The organism is Salinivibrio sp. IB574 (assembly GCF_001996205.1).
Classification (GTDB): Bacteria; Pseudomonadota; Gammaproteobacteria; order Enterobacterales; family Vibrionaceae; genus Salinivibrio; species Salinivibrio proteolyticus.
This window is the reverse complement of sequence record NZ_MUFN01000018.1, coordinates 49,564-68,377: the sequence shown is the minus strand read 5'-3', so window position 1 is coordinate 68,377 and position 18,814 is coordinate 49,564. Positions and strand designations below refer to the sequence as shown.

The window sequence follows — 18,814 nt, the reverse complement described above, 5'->3', positions numbered from 1 at the left end:
AATTGCTATTTAGTATTATGAGGTTATAAATAAAGGTTATTTGGCCTACTCTTACTTTATGATGAGCGCCCCTCGCTGTTTCAGACTGAAAAAGTCTGCTCAAGTCACTTTAATCATCCGCAAAGATATTGATTTTTGGACCGGTGGCGGGCGATGTTTTTTGTTTTTCGGCTATTTCCGCTAGCGTCTTCTTATAGGTATCATCGCTCATATCCCGCCAGTAACGGGGATCGCGGCCAGTCTGTTGATCATGGGCGGCAGTTACAGGGTCTTTGGCTCGAGCTTCTTCTAACACCAACAGATCTGGCATCGGTTGACTCAAATCCATGTAACGCTGGATCATATTCCACAAGCGCTGGTACTCCACCACTCGCTCGTTGGTGCCAATTAAGTTACTAATAGGTACGCCCACAGAGTAAGGCTGATAGCGATGAACTAACATCAAATTGTAGTTCAGGTGGCCCTGCGGACTGGGGGCCGACATCAATACACAATCAAATTCAATAAAAGGATGCGTAAAGCGCACTTTATTGCCACGCTTATACAGCGTCACCATCCCTGTTTGACGGTTTAAGCTATATACACGTTTGCTTTTTAATAAAGGGGCTAGGAAATAATAGCCTTTACATACCAACTTATAGTGGCCCCAAATTAATAGGCATGGCAACGTCCCATAGAGTGTTAATACGTAAGTACCTGTTGACCAAGTTTCTAATCGGTCATCCCAACTAGCATATCCGAATAACAATGGATAGAGATAAATCAAATAAAACAATGGTAAAAACAATATTAATTGTATTTTCGCCAATCCCACTATTAAAAAATACAGATGAGACAGGCCTGATAGAGATTCACTATCTAAGCTTTCTTCGGTCCAGAATGATGGCTTTTCACTTCCTTCTGTCTCTTTTATTTTCGATGGTAATGTTTCTCGAGCAAGTGATAAAGCAATGGTGTCATTTGTCTTAGTAAAGGGGAACACTTTCCCCTTAGTGAGTAGCTGCTGCAAAAAACCGTGCGGTGGTTTAGCAGGTTGTAGCGACAGCTGCTCGGTGTTGTAGGCCATATCAGCTATCTGCAAAGATATTGATTTTTGGACCGGTGGCGGGCGATGTTTTTTGTTTTTCGGCTATTTCCGCTAGCGTCTTCTTGTAGGTATCATCGCTCATATCTCGCCAGTAACGCGGGTCGCGCCCGGTCTGTTGGTCATGGGCGGCGGTTACAGGGTCTTTGGCTCGAGCTTCTTCTAGCACCAACAGATCTGGCATCGGTTGACTCACATCCATGTAACGCTGGATCATATTCCACAAGCGCTGGTACTCCACCACACGCTCGTTGGTACCAATTAAGTTGCTAATAGGCACACCCACAGAGTAAGGCTGATAGCGGTGAACTAACATCAAATTGTAGTTCAGGTGGCCTTGCGGGCTCGGTGCTGACATCAATACACAATCAAACTCAATAAAAGGATGCGTAAAGCGCACTTTATTGCCACGCTTATACAGCGTCACCATCCCTGTTTGACGGTTTAAGCTATATACACGTTTGCTTTTTAAGAAAGGGGCTAGGAAATAATAGCCTTTACATACCAACTTGTAGTGCCCCCAAATTAATAGGCATGGCAACGTCCCATAGAGTGTTTGTCCATAGAAGGCAGCTGATAAGTCATCCCATCTTTCACTCCAGCTTCCATGACTGAATAATAGTGGATAAAGCAATATTAAATAAGCCAGAGGCAAAAATATAATTAATAGTATTTTTGTCATAGTTAGTAAAAATGTATAAAACTGAGACCAGCCGGATAACGCTTCACTATTTAACCTTTCTTCATTCCAATATAACGATTTATTATCACCTTCAATATCCTTGAGGTAAGAGGGCGTAATCTCTCCAGCCAAAGATAGAGCAATGGTGTCATTTGCCTTGGTAAAGGGGAAAACTTGCCCTTTGGTTAGTAGCCGCTGTAAAAAACCGTGCGGTGTTTTAGATGATTGTGGAGTGAAGTTTTCGGTATTATATGCCATTAATTACTACCAACTTATTGTTTTACAAGCATTAGCCACGCAAGCTTATTATTAATGTGTCTTTCGTCCAGCCCAGATCGCTATCATCATCTAGATTAAAGCTAGGAACAGGGGTTCTAACTTTTCCCTCTTCAAGTTGCTCCATCGTCAGTATTGGAAAAGTAGCCTCTTCGACTTTAAGTTGAGCCCTTGTAATTAACGCTGGCGAGTAGTGATGTTCATAAACTCGCCCAGAAAGCAAACGAGATTCCATATTTGTTTTAGGCACGTGTTGTTCGTACTTAATAAAGAACGCATAGCCTTCGTCAGTTTTTTCTTGTTTTAATAGTGTTAAATTAGCCGAATTTATGTTGGTGATCTCTCTCTCTTCTTGCCTACCTACGCGACTAATCGTCACCGTTTTTCTTTCAATTGCCTGACGTGCATAAAAGTCGATATCAAGGCTAGTGGGGTTTAGCAATGAGGCTAGGTTCGTATTCACGTGAATAATATGTGTTGCGCCAAGAGCTTGCACACGGCGTTTCAGTTGCTCAGAAAAAGCCGTTTGACTCTCGAGATGATAACCTTTTACAGATATCGTTAAAAAAAGGCCTACCAAATGTTCATACGCCGACTTAGGATCTAACAGGTGCTGATAGTCTTCATTAGGCTCTTTAGCAAAGGGGCCATTCGTCATCCAGTCTTCTAACGGGCTATTTTTCCAAAATGAATAGAGTACTAAGCCTGCTACTGACAGGCCTATACCTAGCCAAGCCACTGGGCCCATACCAAATAGTATTGGTGCGCTGGTAGTAAATAACCCTGTCGCAACTGTGGTAACCAAGGCTCCTGTTGCCACCATTCCCTTGGCAATACTGGCATCAATATCATTGCTTTGCCATAGACGAATCGCATCCCAACCAGCAATCGCCGCGGTTAAAAAGCCTGCGGCAAGGCTGGCAGCGCCCAAAACACTGACTCTTGCCACCAGATGAGATCTTCCCCCATCGAAGGTTATCGTACGTGCTAGATCGTCATAAAGAGTAAACGCCGTGGCCTTTGATACAGTCGCAAGGCGAGAGGCATTTTGTGTGTAAAAATTTGAGGCATGTACTGTGGCAATCCCTAAGTCTGCTAGGACGCTGAGCACTTGCGCCCTAGAGTAACCCACGTCCTTCCTTTTCGCTAAATTACTAAAATGTTGAGCATTAACCATCAGGTTGATAAGCTCAATAATCGCAATAAAATAAGGAACACGTAATCCCTCGTAGGCATTGCTAGCCGTCTGGTTGACATTGTTTAACGCTCGGCGGGTGTTGGCTTGATTAAAGGCTTCTGACACATGGCTGTCTTCTGCAACCACAACCACCTTAAGTGGTAACTTCGGCCCAACTAGTGCACGATCAACGTCGGGGATATCACTCGGCCTAAACGCATTTTTACCGGTTGAGGCCACCAACTTCCCTGACGCATTCTCATACATACGTGCCATGGGTGCTTTTTTTTGCTTTGTTTTAATGTATTCCCGATCAATATCACTTAGGCCCCAAGTCAGGCCATGCCCTGCTACGCCAACGACAGTCCCTTTAAACGCCTTTCCACCGACGGGTTGATAGGTAATGTCCCCCAACATTTCACTGTTTGCTGATTTCATTAACCGCAAAACAGGTGCATAGGCGCTGTTAAACTCAATGACCTTTGCTTCATCAGCCAAATCTTTGCTCAATTCCAACAAGGTTTCGTAATAACCTCCTAGAATAGTATTTAGAGTATTCGCAACCTGTCGCGCGGAAGCAAAGGCACCCTCTTCGTTGTTGTTAGCGGACGACACTAAGGCAAGATCGAAGATGCGCAAGTCTTCATCTTGAATATCTGGACCCTTTTTAAACCACAATGCGAGTAACTCAGGCGTTGCCAACCCATCGCCTAGATTAACTGGCTCTGGCGGCTCTTCCAACAACTCGTCCAAGCTAACACTTTGTTCTGCAGGGAAAAGTATCGGGTGCAAAGCTGAGCCGCCACTGGGCAGTAGAATATTCTTTGCTGTATCTAAATAGGGAGACATCCCCCGATCTTCATAGTGAGAGAGTTGGTCAAGTTTTTTCGTATTCACGCAAAGCGCAGATACCGCTTCCCCTATCAGCTTTTGGGCTGCCGCTGCATTGATATCGTTGAGTGAGCTGATATCTCGGATCACCACAGCCAGCCGCGGTTCCTCAATAATACTTTGTACGTAACCTTGCAAATTTTCTATATCGGTGCAGCATATTTGACGCTCTACGGTGCGCAGTGTTCGATGAAAACGTCCCCCTAAGAAAGTATCCATCTCATCGTACGCAGCATGTGACGGATTTTCATTTTTGCCAAACTTGGGAGGAACAACTAACTTTTGCACTAACTCCGCAGAGCGGTAATGAGGTTGTTGGCTCATATCAACGTAAATTTGTTGCATGTAAGCCACACCACTTCGCACGAGGTAAGTATGGTGTCTAAGATCAAAAAGCGGATCATCCAGCACGATGGCTCTTAAGTGACGTTGCTTGGCTTGAGCAAGATAGTCGTCTGTCGATTCCGCCTCCCACATTTCGCCCTCTCCAGAGTCGGGAGAAAGAATGTCCATCAGTGCAGAATGTCTGAGCCCATACTCGTAGCGGTGAGGTTGATGATCATAATACCGAAGCATATTCGGCGCGGACTCGCCATCTTCCCTCATGGATTCAAGCTCTCCCTTCACCGTTTGATAGGTTTGATTAACCCAAGCGCCGGATAGGTCGCGATTCAGCTGCATCGGCTCGGCAAGGAAGAACTCTAATTCAGGCGCCCTCACTCGCATAGCAGGTAACGCTGTGACTTTCAGTATGTCTGACCCATCAACCGCATTAAGACTGTCTAGCGGTTTAGCACGTTGCATTAACTGCTCTGGGTGTGCCTCAAGATAGTTCAGACGGGGCGCACTCCATTGCACTTCAGAAAATGCAATATGAACAACGGATTGCTCGTTTTTTGCTTTGGCGGGGATCCAAATCTCACCTAAGGGCATTCCTGTCGCCACACGTTCTTCATCTTTAAAGGGTTGATCTCGCCCCTCTCGATAACGATAGAGATGAACGTCTTTTAAGCACATTTCCCCGTCTTCAGGTGTAATGTGGATCTCTCGCCATGCTTTGTGGTTATAAAAAACATATAAATACCCCGCGCGAACAGGTGCCACACGGTCCGCATTGGTCACGGATTCCTGATATGACGGCAAAAGAGTGAGCGGAAGCACTGAGTGAACCAAGTAATCTTGCTCGTCTTGCTTTCTCTCGGTCACTGTTACATTTTCAAATAGCGGTAGCTTAATGGGTCCATCGTCGGCATCCACTTTCAACCAGACGTTACGATTTTCTTTCTCGTCGCTCCAGTCCCAGCTGTATATTGTGGTGTCATCGAGTTCGGGGTCTATCTTCTTCTTGGCTTCAAGAGAAGGTTGCTGCGTCATGTCTGTTAGATCATAAAATTCAAAATCCTGCTCTGCTCCATGTTGTATTCCTGTCACTTCAATAAGAAGCTTTTTGCCATCGCATGCAGGCGCTGAAGAAAACTTATCAGACATTTAAATACTCCCTAGACACCCATTTCTCTAATTGTTCCACAATGCTCGTTTCAGTCTGTCCTGGTGCGATTGTTAACGATGCTTCGTCCAAACTGATCGCATTTTCATGTAGGAGAGAGTGAACCTTATTGATTAACGCTTGGCTCTCTATTTGATGCTTTGCACAAAAGTGGCTAACTGCTTTTTGTTTGGGCCATTCAAACACGTCAATGCCTTGCGTTTCAGCCCATTGCTGTATTTCTTGCTCTGTGTGCTTTTCGTTCAATGCATCTTTCTGTGAATCCGTCAGCTGCCACAATGACGACGATGCTTCTACGGTATTTGCTCCGAGGATATGCACCCACTCAGGTTGTCGACTGTGTATCTTCTGGTACACATAAGCCCCAGAGAGAACACCGAGCCAATCAGCGGTATCACTTGGTTCAGCAAGCAACAAAAAATAGCTTGCTACTGTCGGTACGTAGTAATGTAAAAAGCCTTTTCGCGCTGCTGAAAACTGCACTTGAAGGCGATTTCTTAACTGCGCGAGAACAGCGTCGAACCCTACCGTGTTTGGAGCAGAAAAGTATAAAGTCCTATCTTTGGATAGCTTATCGACAATGGGGTCATTCGCTCTCAAAGGAATAACAAGTGGACTACGCTCTATCATCACTGATAGCGGCGTCGATAAATAAAGTGGTTCAATATTGTGACCAGCAATAAGTCCATAAACCTCTTGATGCATGCCGTCATAGTCACTCACTAACGCATACCAGTTTATCGGCTCATCACCATGTGTGGATGCTAGATGTAAGCTCATACGTTGTTCCCACAGGGGCAGTCTGATAGCGGGCAACTACCGTCAGGTTGTTTGAGGCACGCTTGCGTAATTGGTGTTTCAGATTTAACGTCGGCAATAACTTGTTGCACAAGACTCGCCGTCGCTGGAACAGCGATAAGCGTCGGTGCCCCTTGCTGTGTTTCTGATGTGGTCATTACATCAACCGCTTGGATATCGGGGAGTGGCGCGGCTTCGGGATCGGCTAAGGCGTCGATGGTTTTTGGACGCTTGGCCATTTGGCCATTAAAGCCTGGGCCACTGCCCGCGCTGCCGCCTGAGTTTAAGTTCACCGCGGCACCAGAAGCATGCACGCCAGCCGCATCCACTTTCACAAAGCTACCGCCGGCACTTAAGGTAACTTCTGAACCGGCTTCAATCACCAGTTTGGCGCCCGTTTTTAGGTGAATGTCACTCCCGGCTTCCACCGCATGAACCTTACCGACTTTATAATGCTCACTGGCTTTGACGAGATTGGAGTGGTTACCACCAATACGGGTGCGACTCTCTCCCTCCACGGAATGATGCGCATTGCCCATCACACGATGAAATTGGTCATTGTGTACCTGATGGTGGTTGTCATGACCAATCTCGGTCACGCGGTCGTTTTCTACCTCGGTATGCCAGTCTTTTTGCGCGTGTAAATACACTTGCTCACTGCCCGATTGGTCTTCGAACGTGAGCTCGTTGTAGCCCTCGCCTTGRTGACTCTCGCTGCGCCAAACCGTCTTGGTTTTGTTCGCGGGCAAGGTATAAGGCGGCACATTGGTCGCATGATAGGTGCGGCCGGTGATAATCGGTTGGTCCGGGTCACCGTGTAAGAAGGACACAATCACTTCATGGCCAATGCGGGGAATGGCCATCATGCCATATTGGCTACCTGCCCAGCCTTGAGCAACACGAATCCAGCAGNTCTGCCTCGGTAGGCCAGTCGTGTTGCGCGTGTAAATACACTTGCTCACTGCCCGATTGGTCGTCGAACGTGAGCTCGTTGTAGCCCTCGCCTTGGTGACTCTCGCTGCGCCAAACCGTCTTGGTTTTGTTCGCGGGCAAGGTATAAGGCGGCACATTGGTCGCATGATAGGTGCGGCCGGTGATAATCGGTTGGTCCGGGTCACCGTGTAAGAAGGACACAATCACTTCATGGCCAATGCGGGGAATGGCCATCATGCCATATTGGCTACCTGCCCAGCCTTGAGCAACACGAATCCAGCAGCTGCTTTTGTCATCGCCGTTGGAATAACGGTCCCACGGGAAGTGGACTTTCACCCGACCGTGTTCATCACAGAAGATTTCTTCGCCATCCGGTCCCACCACGGTGCCTATCATGGGGCCATCCACTTGCGGTTTGGGCGTGGGCGTCGCGCGCCACGGGGTGGTGGCAGGAATAAGCATAAATTGGTTGTTGTAGGTGGTGGCGCCTTGGCCGCCCTCTTCTTCCAGTGCTTGTGGTTGGCTGCCTTGGTGATGCACGCGGACTACTTGCCACGCTTGGTTCACGCCCTCATCCAGATGGTCGCTGATGGTAACGCGATAGCCAGCCCTTAATGCGGGTTCATTGCTTTGCCCGTTAGCGTGCTCGGCCCCACGGCGTAAGTACTCGAGGCGGGTTTGGTTAAACGCCTGTCCGGTGGCGTCGTCTTTAAAGCGGCCCGGGAAGTCAAAATGCTCGTAGCTGTCGGTACGCTGGTAATCAATGCCATCGGCTTGCGCCGCTTGTTGGAAGCTGTAGCTTGGCTTTTTAAAGCTGTAGTCCTTTAAGGCCGTGTGACTAGGCCGTGCCGCGGTGTGGCGTGTCAGGCCATAGATATACGGGGTATCGGTACGACCGCCGCTGACAGCATTATAGGGCACAGGACTGTCAAGCTGGGGCAAGCTATCGGGCGCATCAGTCACTATCAGGGTATGGGTGTTGGCATCGTGCTCATGGTGATACACCAAGCCTTCTTCTGCAGCTAAGCGGTGGAAGAACGCCAAGTCACTTTCACGGTACTGCACACAGTATTCGCGCTCGGCATAGTCACGGGTTAGCGAGAAGCTAACCTCCGTTACCCCCATTTCCGTGAGCAGGGTTTCTAGAATAGTCGGCACGGTTTGGTGCTGGAAGGTACGACTGTTTTGGCGAAGCGACAGACGATACAGGGCGGGCACCAAGGTTAAGCGGTAGCGGGTAAAGTGATGACCAATGTCACCTTGGCTAAAGGCACTGGCAATACCCTGCACCCGTTTGACCAGCTCACCATTGCGCCACAATGTCAGCTGCACCGGTTTGTCGACCACTTGCTCTGGCGTGATGTCGGTATGGCGGCTTGCCAAGGCCACCTCATACTGGAACCCATACACCGGGTTGCCATTTAGGCCAGCTTGGTGAGAGAGGCACTCGTCCCCTTGGTAGTCCACCACCACGAACGGTTGCGGGTCCAGCCCCGCCACGGTTAACGCTATTTGCAATGTCGCCATCTGTGTATCCTTCGCCCTGCTTGTTTACCCTGATACGTTCAGCCAGACCCTGCCGTCTGGCTCAACGCACCACAGCCCGCCCGTAAAGGCAGGCTGTTTGTGTCTTCATGTCGCCATGAAAGATTAGGCTTCGATTGGCTTGCGCCAGTCGTCTGAGCCTGAGGTGCCTGCGTTGACGTGGTCCCACGTGATTTTGCGGTAAGACATCGACACCGTCAGGTTCTGCGTAAAGTCTGACTTCGCCGGGTCTTGGCAATGAGGCATCTCGCAGTGAATGTCCACAATCGAGGCGCTTTCCAGCTTGGTGGTAAAGAAGTTTTCTTGTTTACCTTCAATCGACGTGCGGTACCACTTCAGCTCAACCGTTGACATCTTCTCACCTGACGCCAGTGCGTTATAAAGCAACGGCACCGCTTTGTTGAGTGCAACGGTGAATTTAAACGGCTTGTGCACTCGCTGGCCTGATGGCTGACCTGACTGAGGGTCAGTCGGTACCGTCACATTGTGGTCAAACTGTTGTACCAGCATCTCGTCTTCGTGGCCTTCAACAAAAGCATCACCGATAGAATCCGCGGTGCAGGCACCGGCAGTAATCAAACCCTGAGTTTCACCTTCAATCGAGATATAACATGGCGTTGGCATAATCGCTCCTTTCTCATTAATGGAAGAGGCTGTCCAGTCGGCGCCTCTGTTCGCCATCCCATATAGCGAAATGCATGCCAGCTTTTTTAACCCTATAATTCAGCACGTTACTCTCNCCGATAGAATCCGCGGTGCAGGCACCGGCAGTAATCAAACCCTGAGTTTCACCTTCAATCGAGATATAACATGGCGTTGGCATAATCGCTCCTTTCTCATTAATGGAAGAGGCTGTCCAGTCGGCGCCTCTGTTCGCCATCCCATATAGCGAAATGCATGCCAGCTTTTTTAACCCTATAATTCAGCACGTTACTCTCCCATTGACCAATTTTTTGCACGCCACAAGCAAGTTTTTGCTCGGCGAGGCAAGAAGTTGCTTTACGGTCAGATTAACGATGAGTCAACATGGTTGTCATATCTAAATCGGCATTTTTGAAGCCAGGTTGTATTGTCGAGAAACACTATATTGTCGACAAACGACTAGAGGAGATTGTCAGGAAATCATCAAGATCGCTGTTTTCGAGCCCAAGTCACATAATCTTGGATGACAGGTTCTGCGAGCAACAGATCAAGCGTGTGGTAGGAGCGGCCTAACTGCTTTTCACTGAATTGACGATGGATAAAGGCGTGGCAACGTCGGCATACCCAGATACCATGCTCGCGCATGTAGGCGCGGGAAAAGCGTTTGGTAAACCACTTATTGTTATGGCAGGTTTTCGGGATCAGGTGATGGAAGGTCAGCGGGCGTTGGTGCTGACAAATCACACAGGGGGTTGAAGAAGGTGGAGGCATTGGCATCGCGTGATTGCACAACGAATGAAGGGGACATCACACAAGCGACGTCCCTTTCAGTATCAAGCCAGCAACTTACGCGAAGTTGTCGCGCAAGTACTCAATGATATCGTCTGACTCATACATCCAGTGCGTCTCACCGCCTTGGTCGATACGCAGACAAGGTACCATGCCTTTGCCACCTTCGGTTTGCAGGCGCTGCCACTCTTGTGCATTCGCATTCATATCCACCAGCGGGATATCGAGCTTTAACTCCGCCATCACCGCACGAACTTTATGACAAAATGGGCAGTGCTCTTTGTGATACAAGCTTAGTGCGTTCAAATCAGCCATCATGTTTCCTTTTTGAAAAAGCGGCCATGGGTGTGCCGCTGTTTACTGTCATTGTTTATCCCTAATGATGGCATTGAAGACGGTATTGATGCTAGTCATCAACTCGCTTTGTTGGCACTAAATTGCGACAACCGCTCGACGAGTGTACGGGTTTCATCAATGAGGCCACTGATTTCTGACGCCGATGCGGTGGTTTTTTGTGCCAGCGCACGCACCTCATCCGCTACTACAGCAAATCCTCGGCCCGCATCCCCAGCTCGAGCAGATTCGATCGCCGCATTAAGGGCAAGTAAATTGGTTTGGTCAGAAATACCGTTAATCGTCCCTGTAATGGTGCCAATGCTATCTAGAATTTGCACCATCGATCCATGCGTGTCGCTGATCACCGCGTTCCGTTCACTCACATCAGAGCCATAAACGATAGTTTTGGAAAGCTTTCCTTCGTCATCTAACACAGGTGACATTACAGCTTCCACCGTCACACGCTTGTGCTCATGTTCACAGGTAAAATGCTGCTGAATGACTTGGCCAGATTGGAGACGTTTTAGATCGTAATCACCGACTAACCCTTTTAAGTCGCGGTAACGGCGTTGGCATGCGTCCAGACTCTTTTCCCCAAGGGCATTTAAGCCATGACTATTGATCAACTCAAAGTGTCCTTGCGAGTCACATTCAATCACGATGTTACTTTCGGAAATCGCTTTTAGACGAGCATCATTCTCCACCGCTTCAGATTTGGTCGCATTGACATTCGCCTGCACCGAGATATACCGCTCGACTTGACCATCATGACCAAAAATTGGGTTAATCGATAACGAGATCCAGTAAGGTTCTCCCGCTTTGGTATAGTTGAGTATTTCTTCGTAAAAAGGCTGGTTATTATCAAGATTATGCCGAATACGCGCCACGGTTTCTGGGCTTGTGTTCTTGCCTTGCAATACATGCCCCGGCTTTTTGCCAACCATGTCTTCCAAGGTATAGCCCGTCATGTTGGTAAACCCAGGGTTCACATACTCAACCAAGCCATTGGGGTCGGTGATAATCACTGAGTTATCCGTCCCGTTAGCCACCAGTGACAGTACCTTAAATTCTTCTTGCTGCTTTTTCTGCGCGTCGATGTCTTTCACAAACGCGGTGTAGAGAATATCACCGCTGTCGAGTTTGACCCGAGATAGAGATAAATTTGCCCAAATGGTGTGACCGTCGAAAGTATGCAGTTGAATGTCACGTGATGTTCCCACGATTTTATCTTGCCCGGTTTCCCTATTCGCGTTCACAAATTGGTCGTGTCTAGATTGGATCTCAGCAGGCACCAGCATTTTCACATTTTTGCCTAACACATCGTCTCGCTCATATCCCCACAATGCTTCAGCCGCTTTATTGAAAAAGATCACTTCATTCTTGCTGTTAATCGTGACCACTGCATCAATACACTGTTCGAGGGTTTGATTAATGATTTCTTGCGACTCTTTCTGTTTGCTGATGTCTTTTACAAACGCGGTGTAGTGGATGTGCTTGCCAACTTGGACTTTCGATAACGAAAGGTTACACCATGCAATACTGCCATCTTTACGTTCAACCTGAACATCGCGCGATGTGCCAACAATCTTGTCCTCGCCGGTATTTCGGTTGTTATTCACGTAGCTGTCGTGATTCGCCTGATACATTCTCGGCACCAGCATTTTCACGTTTTTACCAAGGACCTCATCGGGTCGATATCCCCACAAACGCTCAGCGGCGGGATTGTAGTAGGTGATGTTATTGTGGTGATCAATCGTCACAATCGCATCAATGGCTTGATCAAGAACTTGCCGTAGCGCCCCCTCGTTGTTTCCCTTTATCCATTTAGACTTCAACATACTCGCCCCCACTACATCTCAACATTCAACTTATTGCTTAGGATCTAACGAGCCCAGTAGGAGAATCGTTCAAAATAAGTGCAACTGAGAAACTGAAAATCTTATTTTTTAATACAAGAGAAGTGACACAACGACGAGTCTTTGCATAAAACCTTAAAGGTTTTAATGCATTAAACAATGATGGTTTGGCGAGAGCTACGTATATCTAGCGGCTACGACTACGTGGTTTTTTATTTGAACGATTAAGAGGGTGAGTATAAAGATAGACAAAGTGCTATTTTATCCATCACCCTCCATAACGGTTAAAATCAATCCAGCGCCTTTTGGTAACAGACACCATCGATATTGTGCCCAGCGACACGGGCGATATTCGATACCGTGCCACATTCAATAAAGCCATTGCGTGTTAGTACGGTTTGAGAAGCAATATTGGTGGTCGCAGCCAGAGCATGCAGTGTATTTAGCCCATACTCACGTGCAACATCTAACGCATATTTGACCGCGCGAGAGGCCACGCCTTTACCCGTTTGCTCCTCAGCAATGCGATAGCCTAACGATCCTGTCCCTGATACCGCATCAATTTGGCTAATATTAACGCGACCAATAATGGCTTGGCTCGTATCAGTAATCAGCATGGGAATGTGTTCGTTTTGCGCGTTAAGCATAAGCAGTGACTCAATATGCTCAGCAACGCCATCGAGGTTATAAAAAGCGTCTCCGCGACTATCAACGAAGGTTTCAAAATAGGTTCGATTAGTCTGCTCAAACGCGAGTAACGCCTCTCGATCGTGGCTCGTCAGTGGACGCACTAACAGTTGCATAGTCTCTCCCATCAGTCAGGTCCATGTTCGAATTGTTTCAACGCTTCATTGGGCGAGTGCCAAGGCGCTTTGGATGCAGTATGAATGTGAAAATCCGGGGCGTGGCGCGGTGCCGTATCGAGGATGCCAAGCCGAATATTGAGCAGCCCTTTCTTCACTTTATGTGAAAACAAACTCGCCCCACAGTGCGCGCAAAAGGCAAGTTCGGTTTCGTCACTTTTGGGGTAATAGCGGATATCTGACGCGCCCGACACAATCGCCACTTTACTCTTTTCAATGCCACCCACGGATGAGTAATCAGCGCCAGTAAATTTGCGGCACTCAGAGCAATGGCAATTCCCCATATAAAGAAATTCATCCGGAAATGAGAGGTGTATTTTTCCGCACAGGCAGCTCGCTTTGAGTGTTGTCATCAACTTTATCCTTGTCCAACGAATTTAAAGCCAGTGTATAAAAACACTGGAGGCAAAGCGAACGTTATTCCTGATAATGCTGATATAAAACAATTATTTAATGTCCTCCTTACTCTCTGCTCGCGAGTGTTCATTGGCAACATAACACTATTTACACTGTAAATAGCGCTCATCACCTGTCTCCACCCTGAACAAAAGGTGACTTTGCTCACATAATTATTGCGATTTTATGAATCCCGCCGTAATATCCGTCGCGACGGACATATTAATGAGACTAACGTCACAGTTGTGCCGCTAGCGTTTCCCCATCGGACGGACTATTTGTATTCGAGCATCTGAGGTTGATATGAAATTGGCACAGGTTTCATCCCCCGTTCGGACCGTGTTTCATGGTGCCGGGCAATTCCTAGCCATTGCGCTTTATTTTGCGGCTATCGCTGGCATTATTCATTACAGCGTCGCGGCCCATAACGTTGCCTCTGAGGCGTCATTGATTGAGCTTTCCCAGCTTATTTTATTGGCCGCGTCCGTATTTACTTTTCGACGTGTCGCGTATGTGAATCGCACGTATAGCTCGGCTGCGTCGCTAATGAGTGCCTTTTTCTTAGTCCTAATGATCCGTGAGCTTGATGCAACATTAGATGTAGTTTTCCACGGTTTTTGGAAAATACCAGCGCTCACCGTCACGGCACTGGCTCTCTGGCCAGCAGCCAAAAACTGGCGTGAAACAGCTGAGAGTCTGGCAAGGATCGTCACATCTAAATTCGCTCCCGTACTGATGGTCGCCTTAGCGCTGTTACTCGTTTACTCGCGTTTGTTTGGCATGGGCGTGCTTTGGGAGCAAGCGATGGGCGCCAACTACGTGCGTGATGTGAAAAGCATTGCGGAAGAAAGCACTGAGCTGATGGCGTATGCCATGATTTGGCTCGCGGCACTCGGCTATTGGTTTGAAGCACGTCGCGCCCAAACGATAGACGAGACGCAATTATCTCACCCTGTATCTGAGAACGACCTTTCGCTGTAACCGCAATAAACCTAAGCGGAATAAGCGACACAAAATGTAAGCGGCCAACGGGTCGCTTTTTTATGTTTACCTCAAACATAACTAAACTGGCGACCTAATTAGACGGCTCTGCCAGCTATAGTCGGCACCATTGCTTGATGCTATTATTACCGAGAATAGATTAAGGAATTCATATATGGCTAAGTCGTTTTTCGCCTTGTTGGCGTTATTATCATTTTATGTGTATGCCCAACCCGAGGACGACATAACCACCAAAACGGGCCAAGTGGTAACCGAAAAAAACGAGTCTATTTGTAAAACCACCTTTAGTCGCGAAATGTTCAATCAACAGATGACATTTAGCGATCAGGACAACGACAAAAAAGTCCGCCGTATTGCTGAACGCAAAATTGCTGCGGCACGAGAGGCCTTTGCGGAAACCGGTAGCTACTGTGACGCCGCAGATGTGCTCCTCACCTTTGAGCCCAAATCGCTATCCAGTAAAGATGGTGACGCACAGTTCCGAGAGTAACTCATCATTTCTCACCTTATTCATTTGGCGTAAAAACACACAGAAACCAGACTGTGTTAGACTGTTGGCCAACATTTATTCAGGCAAAACACAAAACAGTTATGAAAAAAGTACTTTGCCTTATGGCATTTAGCGTGATGTTATCCGGCTGTGATAACAGCGAGGTGGGCGATGTGAGTTTAGGCATGTTCACCATGAAAGATATCAAACTCAATCACTTGGTTGATCCTATCGTTACCGGCGTCACCTGCCATGTCGCCTCGGTAGAAGCCGACCTCAGCTTTGCTGATCCCAGCGACAGTGCGATCTCTTGTCGACAAACCGGTGAGATTACGCCCGAGATGATCGCACAAATTGATAAAAGCGACTCTGGTGAAGTGGTGTTCCGTAAATCAAAAAGTATCTTCTTTAAGTCTATGAAGATCCGTCGTATTTACGATGCCAAAAACCAAACTTTGATGTACCTGTCCTATTCCACCAAAGAAACCTCAGGCAGCTTTAAGCATAGCTTGTCGACCGTCCCGTTATGGGGAACCAAGGCGTATCAGTTATCGCCTCAAAAAGGCTAACAATTCACTGAATAAGCGGCTACCATAGCGGGCCAATAGACTAAAGATGCTCGCGATGAAAACGGTAGAATCTCGTATCGCGGCGTGGTTAGATGAAGTGGTTATCGGGTTAAACCTGTGTCCCTTTGCTGCCAAACCGCGCCGAAATCAACAAATCAAAATAGATATCTGCTCCGCGTGTGACGATGCAGATATTCTTGAAGCCGTATACCAAGCACTCACCGACTTGGCGCAGACGGATCCGGCGATCACAGACACGACCGTTCTCGTCGTCCCGAACGCACTCCATGATTTTGAACATTATCTTGATGTGCTGTCGATGGCCGAGAATCTTATCGACCATTTTGGTTGGCGAGGGACTTTCCAGCTCGCCAGCTTTCATCCGCAATATTGCTTTGATGGTTGTGAACCTGATGATGCAGAGAACCTCACCAATCGTGCGCCTTATCCGTGCTTTCACTTGATCCGTGAAGACAGTATGTCGCGAGCACTTGCACATTACGGTCAGGATCCAGAGGCGATTCCGGCGCGCAATATCGCCTGTGTCTCTGCACTCACTGCCTCTCAGCGAGCCGCGTTGTTTCCGTGGTTATCCACTGACGAAGACGCATAAACGACGCGCGTTTCACCCAAATCGCACTCCCCTAAACGCAAGGTTAACTCGTCCCCATTAGCAAGGGGACCAACCCCTTCAGGGGTGCCAGTAAATACCACATCCCCAGGACGTAGCGGGAAGGTATCACTCATATGTGCAATAAGTGGCACCACTGATGTCAGCATGTGTGCCGTATAGCCTTGCTGTCGGATTTCGCCATTAATCGCCAGTGAAAAGAAAACATCGTCCCAGTTCTCTGGGGTTGCCACAAAGGGGGTTATCAGCGCGCTGCCCGCAAATGCCTTTGCCCTCTCCCAAGGCAACCCCTTTGCTTTTAGGTAACTTTGTTGGTCACGTCGTGTTAAATCCAGTCCCAACGCCATCGCTCCCAGACCTGATTGTACCTCCGACGGTGTTGCCTCATACAACGGCTGGGTGATCAGAACTGCCAGCTCGGTTTCAAAATGCACCGGCGCAAACTTCTCTGCCAACGTCAGAGCGTGACCGAGCAGTTGGATCGCGCTTGGCGGCTTGATAAAAATCACCGGTTGTTCTGGAAGCGGATTATTGAGTTCCGCCGCATGCGCCGCGTAATTTCGCCCGACACAATAAACCTGTCCGACTGGGAGTGTAATCACATTCCCGTTTATCCATTGGTGTTGATAGTCCATCTCCTTGTGGTTCCTTGTCGTTTAAAAGTCGATCCCTGACCAATTTTGATAACGAATTAATACAGATTGCAAGACACAGTTGGCATTTCAAAGGTCGTTGACTTGTTGATTTTCAACTCAGCGCTAACGATAAAGCAAGGCACAGAAGGGAGCCAATATGGAGCACTTTACCTTAAAAGAACCAATTGCCTGCGTTATCTTTGACTGCGACGGCACCTTGGTTGACTCAGAGAAGCTTTCTCACCAAGCCTTAGTCGCCACATTTGCGTCTTTCGGCGTGGCGATCGATTTGCAAGAATCTTTGGATCATTTTGAGGGCGGCAAACTCACCGACGTGTTGCGCCAAACCTGTGAGCGCTACGCCGTACAACTCCCTATCGACCAATTAGAACCAAGGTACCGTACCTTATGCCACCAGCTGTTTGAACAATCTTTACAACCCACTACAGGTATTGAAGAGGTGTTAAAAACGCTGGCCTCCCAAGGCATCGAGATGTGTGTCACTTCCAATGGTCCGACCGAAAAGATGGCGCACGCCTTAACCCTGACCGGCTTAATGCCTTATTTTGAAAACCGACTCTTCAGCGCCTTTGATACCAACAGCTGGAAACCTGCGCCAGACTTGCTTCATTACGCTGCCATGAATATGGCATGCCCGTCCCAACAGTGTATCTTTATTGATGATACCAATCGCGGCATTCAAGCGGGTATTAACGCCAACATGCGCACCATACACTTTAATGCCAACCCAAACGCGCTCACCACAGCCCACCCATTGGTGCACCGTGAATACTCAGCTGAGGGGCTAAAACAGTTATTTTACCAAGCGTATGTAGCGATCTCACCTTGAATGGCTACTTAGCGCAATCGCATGTTGGCGCCACCACTCTTCGTCGACGCGAATGGCCTGTAATTGACCGGCGCGCTCAATCAACCAATGCCGCTCCAATTTCAATGCGGGTGTACCAACCGCCACATTGAGTGCCGCCATCGGTGACCCCTCTAAGGCTTCCCAACGGCTGGTCCAGTGACATTGATGAATGGTTACATTGGCAGACAATTTCTCACTCATCGTCTGCTGCTGATATTGTGGGTAATAGTCAGGTTGTAAGTAAGTGCGAACATACCCCACAGGTACGCCCACTGACGAGACAACGCCTTCTGCTTGATAGATCGCACTAAAGGGTGGCAAGTGCATCTGTTGGCTCATTTCTGCACTGGCTAGCATTGTCGTTTCTTTTTGAATAGCAAACTGTCCGCCTTGTGCGGCGAAATCAGTCGTCCAGTCTATCAAGTCACTGGGGTTATACCGCCAAGGATTCGGCGCAATAAACCAACCTCGCCGGTCAAGCCGGTAGATACGCCCTTCTGCTTCTAAAACTGCGAGCGCTTCACGCAAAGTGACGCGCGTCGTATGGAAGGCTTCCGCTAACTGCCGCTCTGAAGGCAGTTTTTGCCCGGGGTCGAGTTGGCCACTGTTGATCTGCTCTAAGAGTTGCTGGCGAATCGCCATAAACTGCATCATTGAATTAATACGCCTAGCCAAGGTTTGCGTTTCTAATGTGATCTTTCTCAACTTGCCTATTAAAACCTGACCTCAAGGTGCCAGAACTAGACATAGGTTAAGATAGAATCGCCAGTCTACTCGGAATTGCAAACAAGAACAAAAGATGTGCCAACGGATTAAGCAGGCTTTATCATGGATTAGACCA

At 48.1% G+C, this 18,814-nt stretch carries 17 protein-coding genes and 3 pseudogenes; 5 read left to right on the top strand and 15 right to left on the bottom strand.

The genetic code is table 11. The annotated features are described in order from the left end of the window. Positions 1-109 precede the first annotated feature (109 nt). The 13 genes and pseudogenes from BZJ17_RS10390 to BZJ17_RS10335 all read right to left on the bottom strand — a co-directional run bounded on the left by BZJ17_RS10390 (position 110) and on the right by BZJ17_RS10335 (position 13,732). A complete protein-coding gene (locus BZJ17_RS10390) occupies positions 110-1,066 on the bottom strand; it encodes a hypothetical protein (RefSeq protein WP_077640663.1) in 957 nt (318 codons plus the stop codon). A 1-nt stretch (position 1,067) separates the two neighbouring features. Continuing rightward, positions 1,068-2,024 (bottom strand): hypothetical protein, encoded by a 957-nt coding sequence (locus BZJ17_RS10385; protein ID WP_077640662.1) that lies wholly within the window; start codon positions 2,022-2,024, stop codon positions 1,068-1,070. A 31-nt stretch (positions 2,025-2,055) separates the two neighbouring features. Beyond that, positions 2,056-5,598, bottom strand: a complete 3,543-nt coding sequence (locus BZJ17_RS10380; protein ID WP_077640661.1) for a toxin VasX — start codon at positions 5,596-5,598, stop codon at positions 2,056-2,058. Next, a complete protein-coding gene (locus tag BZJ17_RS10375; RefSeq protein ID WP_077640660.1) occupies positions 5,591-6,397 on the bottom strand; it encodes a DUF4123 domain-containing protein in 807 nt (268 codons plus the stop codon). Before BZJ17_RS10375 ends, BZJ17_RS10380 begins: the two co-directional genes overlap by 8 nt. After that, a pseudogene (gene tssI, locus BZJ17_RS10370) lies at positions 6,394-7,440 on the bottom strand (type VI secretion system tip protein TssI/VgrG); the annotation flags it as partial. The gene BZJ17_RS10375 and the pseudogene tssI (BZJ17_RS10370), both read right to left, overlap by 4 nt. Then, a pseudogene (tssI, locus tag BZJ17_RS10365) lies at positions 7,343-8,875 on the bottom strand (type VI secretion system tip protein TssI/VgrG); the annotation flags it as partial. The pseudogenes tssI (BZJ17_RS10365) and tssI (BZJ17_RS10370), both read right to left, overlap by 98 nt. Positions 8,876-8,998: 123 nt before the next feature. Next, positions 8,999-9,517, bottom strand: a complete 519-nt coding sequence (hcp-2, locus tag BZJ17_RS10360; protein ID WP_069590456.1) for a type VI secretion system effector Hcp-2 — start codon at positions 9,515-9,517, stop codon at positions 8,999-9,001. Between the two features lie 103 nt (positions 9,518-9,620). After that, a pseudogene (locus BZJ17_RS10355) lies at positions 9,621-9,716 on the bottom strand (type VI secretion system tube protein Hcp); the annotation flags it as partial. A gap of 302 nt (positions 9,717-10,018) precedes the next feature. Beyond that, complete coding sequence (locus tag BZJ17_RS17140) at positions 10,019-10,306, bottom strand: hypothetical protein (RefSeq protein ID WP_131825055.1); 288 nt, start codon at positions 10,304-10,306, stop codon at positions 10,019-10,021. Between the two features lie 75 nt (positions 10,307-10,381). Beyond that, on the bottom strand, positions 10,382-10,639 hold the full coding sequence (locus BZJ17_RS10350) for a glutathione S-transferase N-terminal domain-containing protein (RefSeq protein ID WP_077640658.1): 258 nt from the start codon (positions 10,637-10,639) through the stop codon (positions 10,382-10,384). Positions 10,640-10,737: 98 nt separating this feature from the next. After that, positions 10,738-12,498: a PAS domain S-box protein gene (locus BZJ17_RS10345; protein WP_077640657.1), complete on the bottom strand. Its 1,761-nt coding sequence runs from the start codon at positions 12,496-12,498 to the stop codon at positions 10,738-10,740. A gap of 308 nt (positions 12,499-12,806) precedes the next feature. Then, positions 12,807-13,319, bottom strand: coding sequence for a GNAT family N-acetyltransferase (locus tag BZJ17_RS10340; RefSeq protein WP_157893181.1), 513 nt, complete (start codon positions 13,317-13,319; stop codon positions 12,807-12,809). A gap of 11 nt (positions 13,320-13,330) precedes the next feature. Next, positions 13,331-13,732: a GFA family protein gene (locus BZJ17_RS10335; RefSeq protein WP_077640655.1), complete on the bottom strand. Its 402-nt coding sequence runs from the start codon at positions 13,730-13,732 to the stop codon at positions 13,331-13,333. 346 nt (positions 13,733-14,078) lie between these two features. Here BZJ17_RS10335 and BZJ17_RS10330 point away from each other — a divergent pair, with 346 nt between their 5' ends. The 4 genes from BZJ17_RS10330 (at position 14,079) to BZJ17_RS10315 (ending at position 16,449) form a co-directional block, all read left to right on the top strand. After that, a complete protein-coding gene (locus BZJ17_RS10330; RefSeq protein WP_077640654.1) occupies positions 14,079-14,756 on the top strand; it encodes a hypothetical protein in 678 nt (225 codons plus the stop codon). 175 nt (positions 14,757-14,931) lie between these two features. Then, positions 14,932-15,267 (top strand): hypothetical protein, encoded by a 336-nt coding sequence (locus tag BZJ17_RS10325; RefSeq protein ID WP_077640653.1) that lies wholly within the window; start codon positions 14,932-14,934, stop codon positions 15,265-15,267. A gap of 101 nt (positions 15,268-15,368) precedes the next feature. Continuing rightward, entirely contained in the window at positions 15,369-15,836 is a 468-nt protein-coding gene (locus tag BZJ17_RS10320; RefSeq protein WP_077640652.1) for a CreA family protein, read from the top strand. 46 nt (positions 15,837-15,882) lie between these two features. Continuing rightward, complete coding sequence (locus tag BZJ17_RS10315; RefSeq protein WP_241836788.1) at positions 15,883-16,449, top strand: DUF1415 domain-containing protein; 567 nt, start codon at positions 15,883-15,885, stop codon at positions 16,447-16,449. Here the strand turns inward: BZJ17_RS10315 and BZJ17_RS10310 are convergent. Beyond that, a complete protein-coding gene (locus tag BZJ17_RS10310) occupies positions 16,401-17,102 on the bottom strand; it encodes a fumarylacetoacetate hydrolase family protein (RefSeq protein ID WP_077640650.1) in 702 nt (233 codons plus the stop codon). The two genes, BZJ17_RS10315 and BZJ17_RS10310, sit on opposite strands and share 49 nt — an antisense overlap. 157 nt (positions 17,103-17,259) lie before the next feature. Here BZJ17_RS10310 and BZJ17_RS10305 point away from each other — a divergent pair, with 157 nt between their 5' ends. After that, positions 17,260-17,952 (top strand): HAD-IA family hydrolase, encoded by a 693-nt coding sequence (locus tag BZJ17_RS10305; RefSeq protein WP_077640649.1) that lies wholly within the window; start codon positions 17,260-17,262, stop codon positions 17,950-17,952. Here the strand turns inward: BZJ17_RS10305 and BZJ17_RS10300 are convergent. Beyond that, on the bottom strand, positions 17,944-18,627 hold the full coding sequence (locus BZJ17_RS10300) for a GntR family transcriptional regulator (protein ID WP_077640648.1): 684 nt from the start codon (positions 18,625-18,627) through the stop codon (positions 17,944-17,946). The two genes, BZJ17_RS10305 and BZJ17_RS10300, sit on opposite strands and share 9 nt — an antisense overlap. Positions 18,628-18,814 lie beyond the last annotated feature (187 nt).

Excerpts from the sequence above, each read along its gene's own strand:
- BZJ17_RS10385 (WP_077640662.1), bottom strand. The coding sequence starts at position 2,024 with ATGGCATATAATACCGAAAACTTCACTCCACAATCATCTAAAACACCG.
- BZJ17_RS10350 (WP_077640658.1), bottom strand. The coding sequence starts at position 10,639 with ATGGCTGATTTGAACGCACTAAGCTTGTATCACAAAGAGCACTGCCCA.
- BZJ17_RS10325 (WP_077640653.1), top strand. The coding sequence starts at position 14,932 with ATGGCTAAGTCGTTTTTCGCCTTGTTGGCGTTATTATCATTTTATGTG.
- BZJ17_RS10315 (WP_241836788.1), top strand. The coding sequence starts at position 15,883 with ATGCTCGCGATGAAAACGGTAGAATCTCGTATCGCGGCGTGGTTAGAT.
- BZJ17_RS17140 (WP_131825055.1), bottom strand. The coding sequence starts at position 10,306 with ATGCCTCCACCTTCTTCAACCCCCTGTGTGATTTGTCAGCACCAACGC.
- BZJ17_RS10345 (WP_077640657.1), bottom strand. The coding sequence starts at position 12,498 with ATGTTGAAGTCTAAATGGATAAAGGGAAACAACGAGGGGGCGCTACGG.
- BZJ17_RS10390 (WP_077640663.1), bottom strand. The coding sequence starts at position 1,066 with ATGGCCTACAACACCGAGCAGCTGTCGCTACAACCTGCTAAACCACCG.
- BZJ17_RS10330 (WP_077640654.1), top strand. The coding sequence starts at position 14,079 with ATGAAATTGGCACAGGTTTCATCCCCCGTTCGGACCGTGTTTCATGGT.
- BZJ17_RS10300 (WP_077640648.1), bottom strand. The coding sequence starts at position 18,627 with ATGATGCAGTTTATGGCGATTCGCCAGCAACTCTTAGAGCAGATCAAC.
- hcp-2 (WP_069590456.1), bottom strand. The coding sequence starts at position 9,517 with ATGCCAACGCCATGTTATATCTCGATTGAAGGTGAAACTCAGGGTTTG.
- BZJ17_RS10380 (WP_077640661.1), bottom strand. The coding sequence starts at position 5,598 with ATGTCTGATAAGTTTTCTTCAGCGCCTGCATGCGATGGCAAAAAGCTT.
- BZJ17_RS10320 (WP_077640652.1), top strand. The coding sequence starts at position 15,369 with ATGAAAAAAGTACTTTGCCTTATGGCATTTAGCGTGATGTTATCCGGC.
- BZJ17_RS10375 (WP_077640660.1), bottom strand. The coding sequence starts at position 6,397 with ATGAGCTTACATCTAGCATCCACACATGGTGATGAGCCGATAAACTGG.
- BZJ17_RS10310 (WP_077640650.1), bottom strand. The coding sequence starts at position 17,102 with ATGGACTATCAACACCAATGGATAAACGGGAATGTGATTACACTCCCA.
- BZJ17_RS10305 (WP_077640649.1), top strand. The coding sequence starts at position 17,260 with ATGGAGCACTTTACCTTAAAAGAACCAATTGCCTGCGTTATCTTTGAC.
- BZJ17_RS10340 (WP_157893181.1), bottom strand. The coding sequence starts at position 13,319 with ATGCAACTGTTAGTGCGTCCACTGACGAGCCACGATCGAGAGGCGTTA.
- BZJ17_RS10335 (WP_077640655.1), bottom strand. The coding sequence starts at position 13,732 with ATGACAACACTCAAAGCGAGCTGCCTGTGCGGAAAAATACACCTCTCA.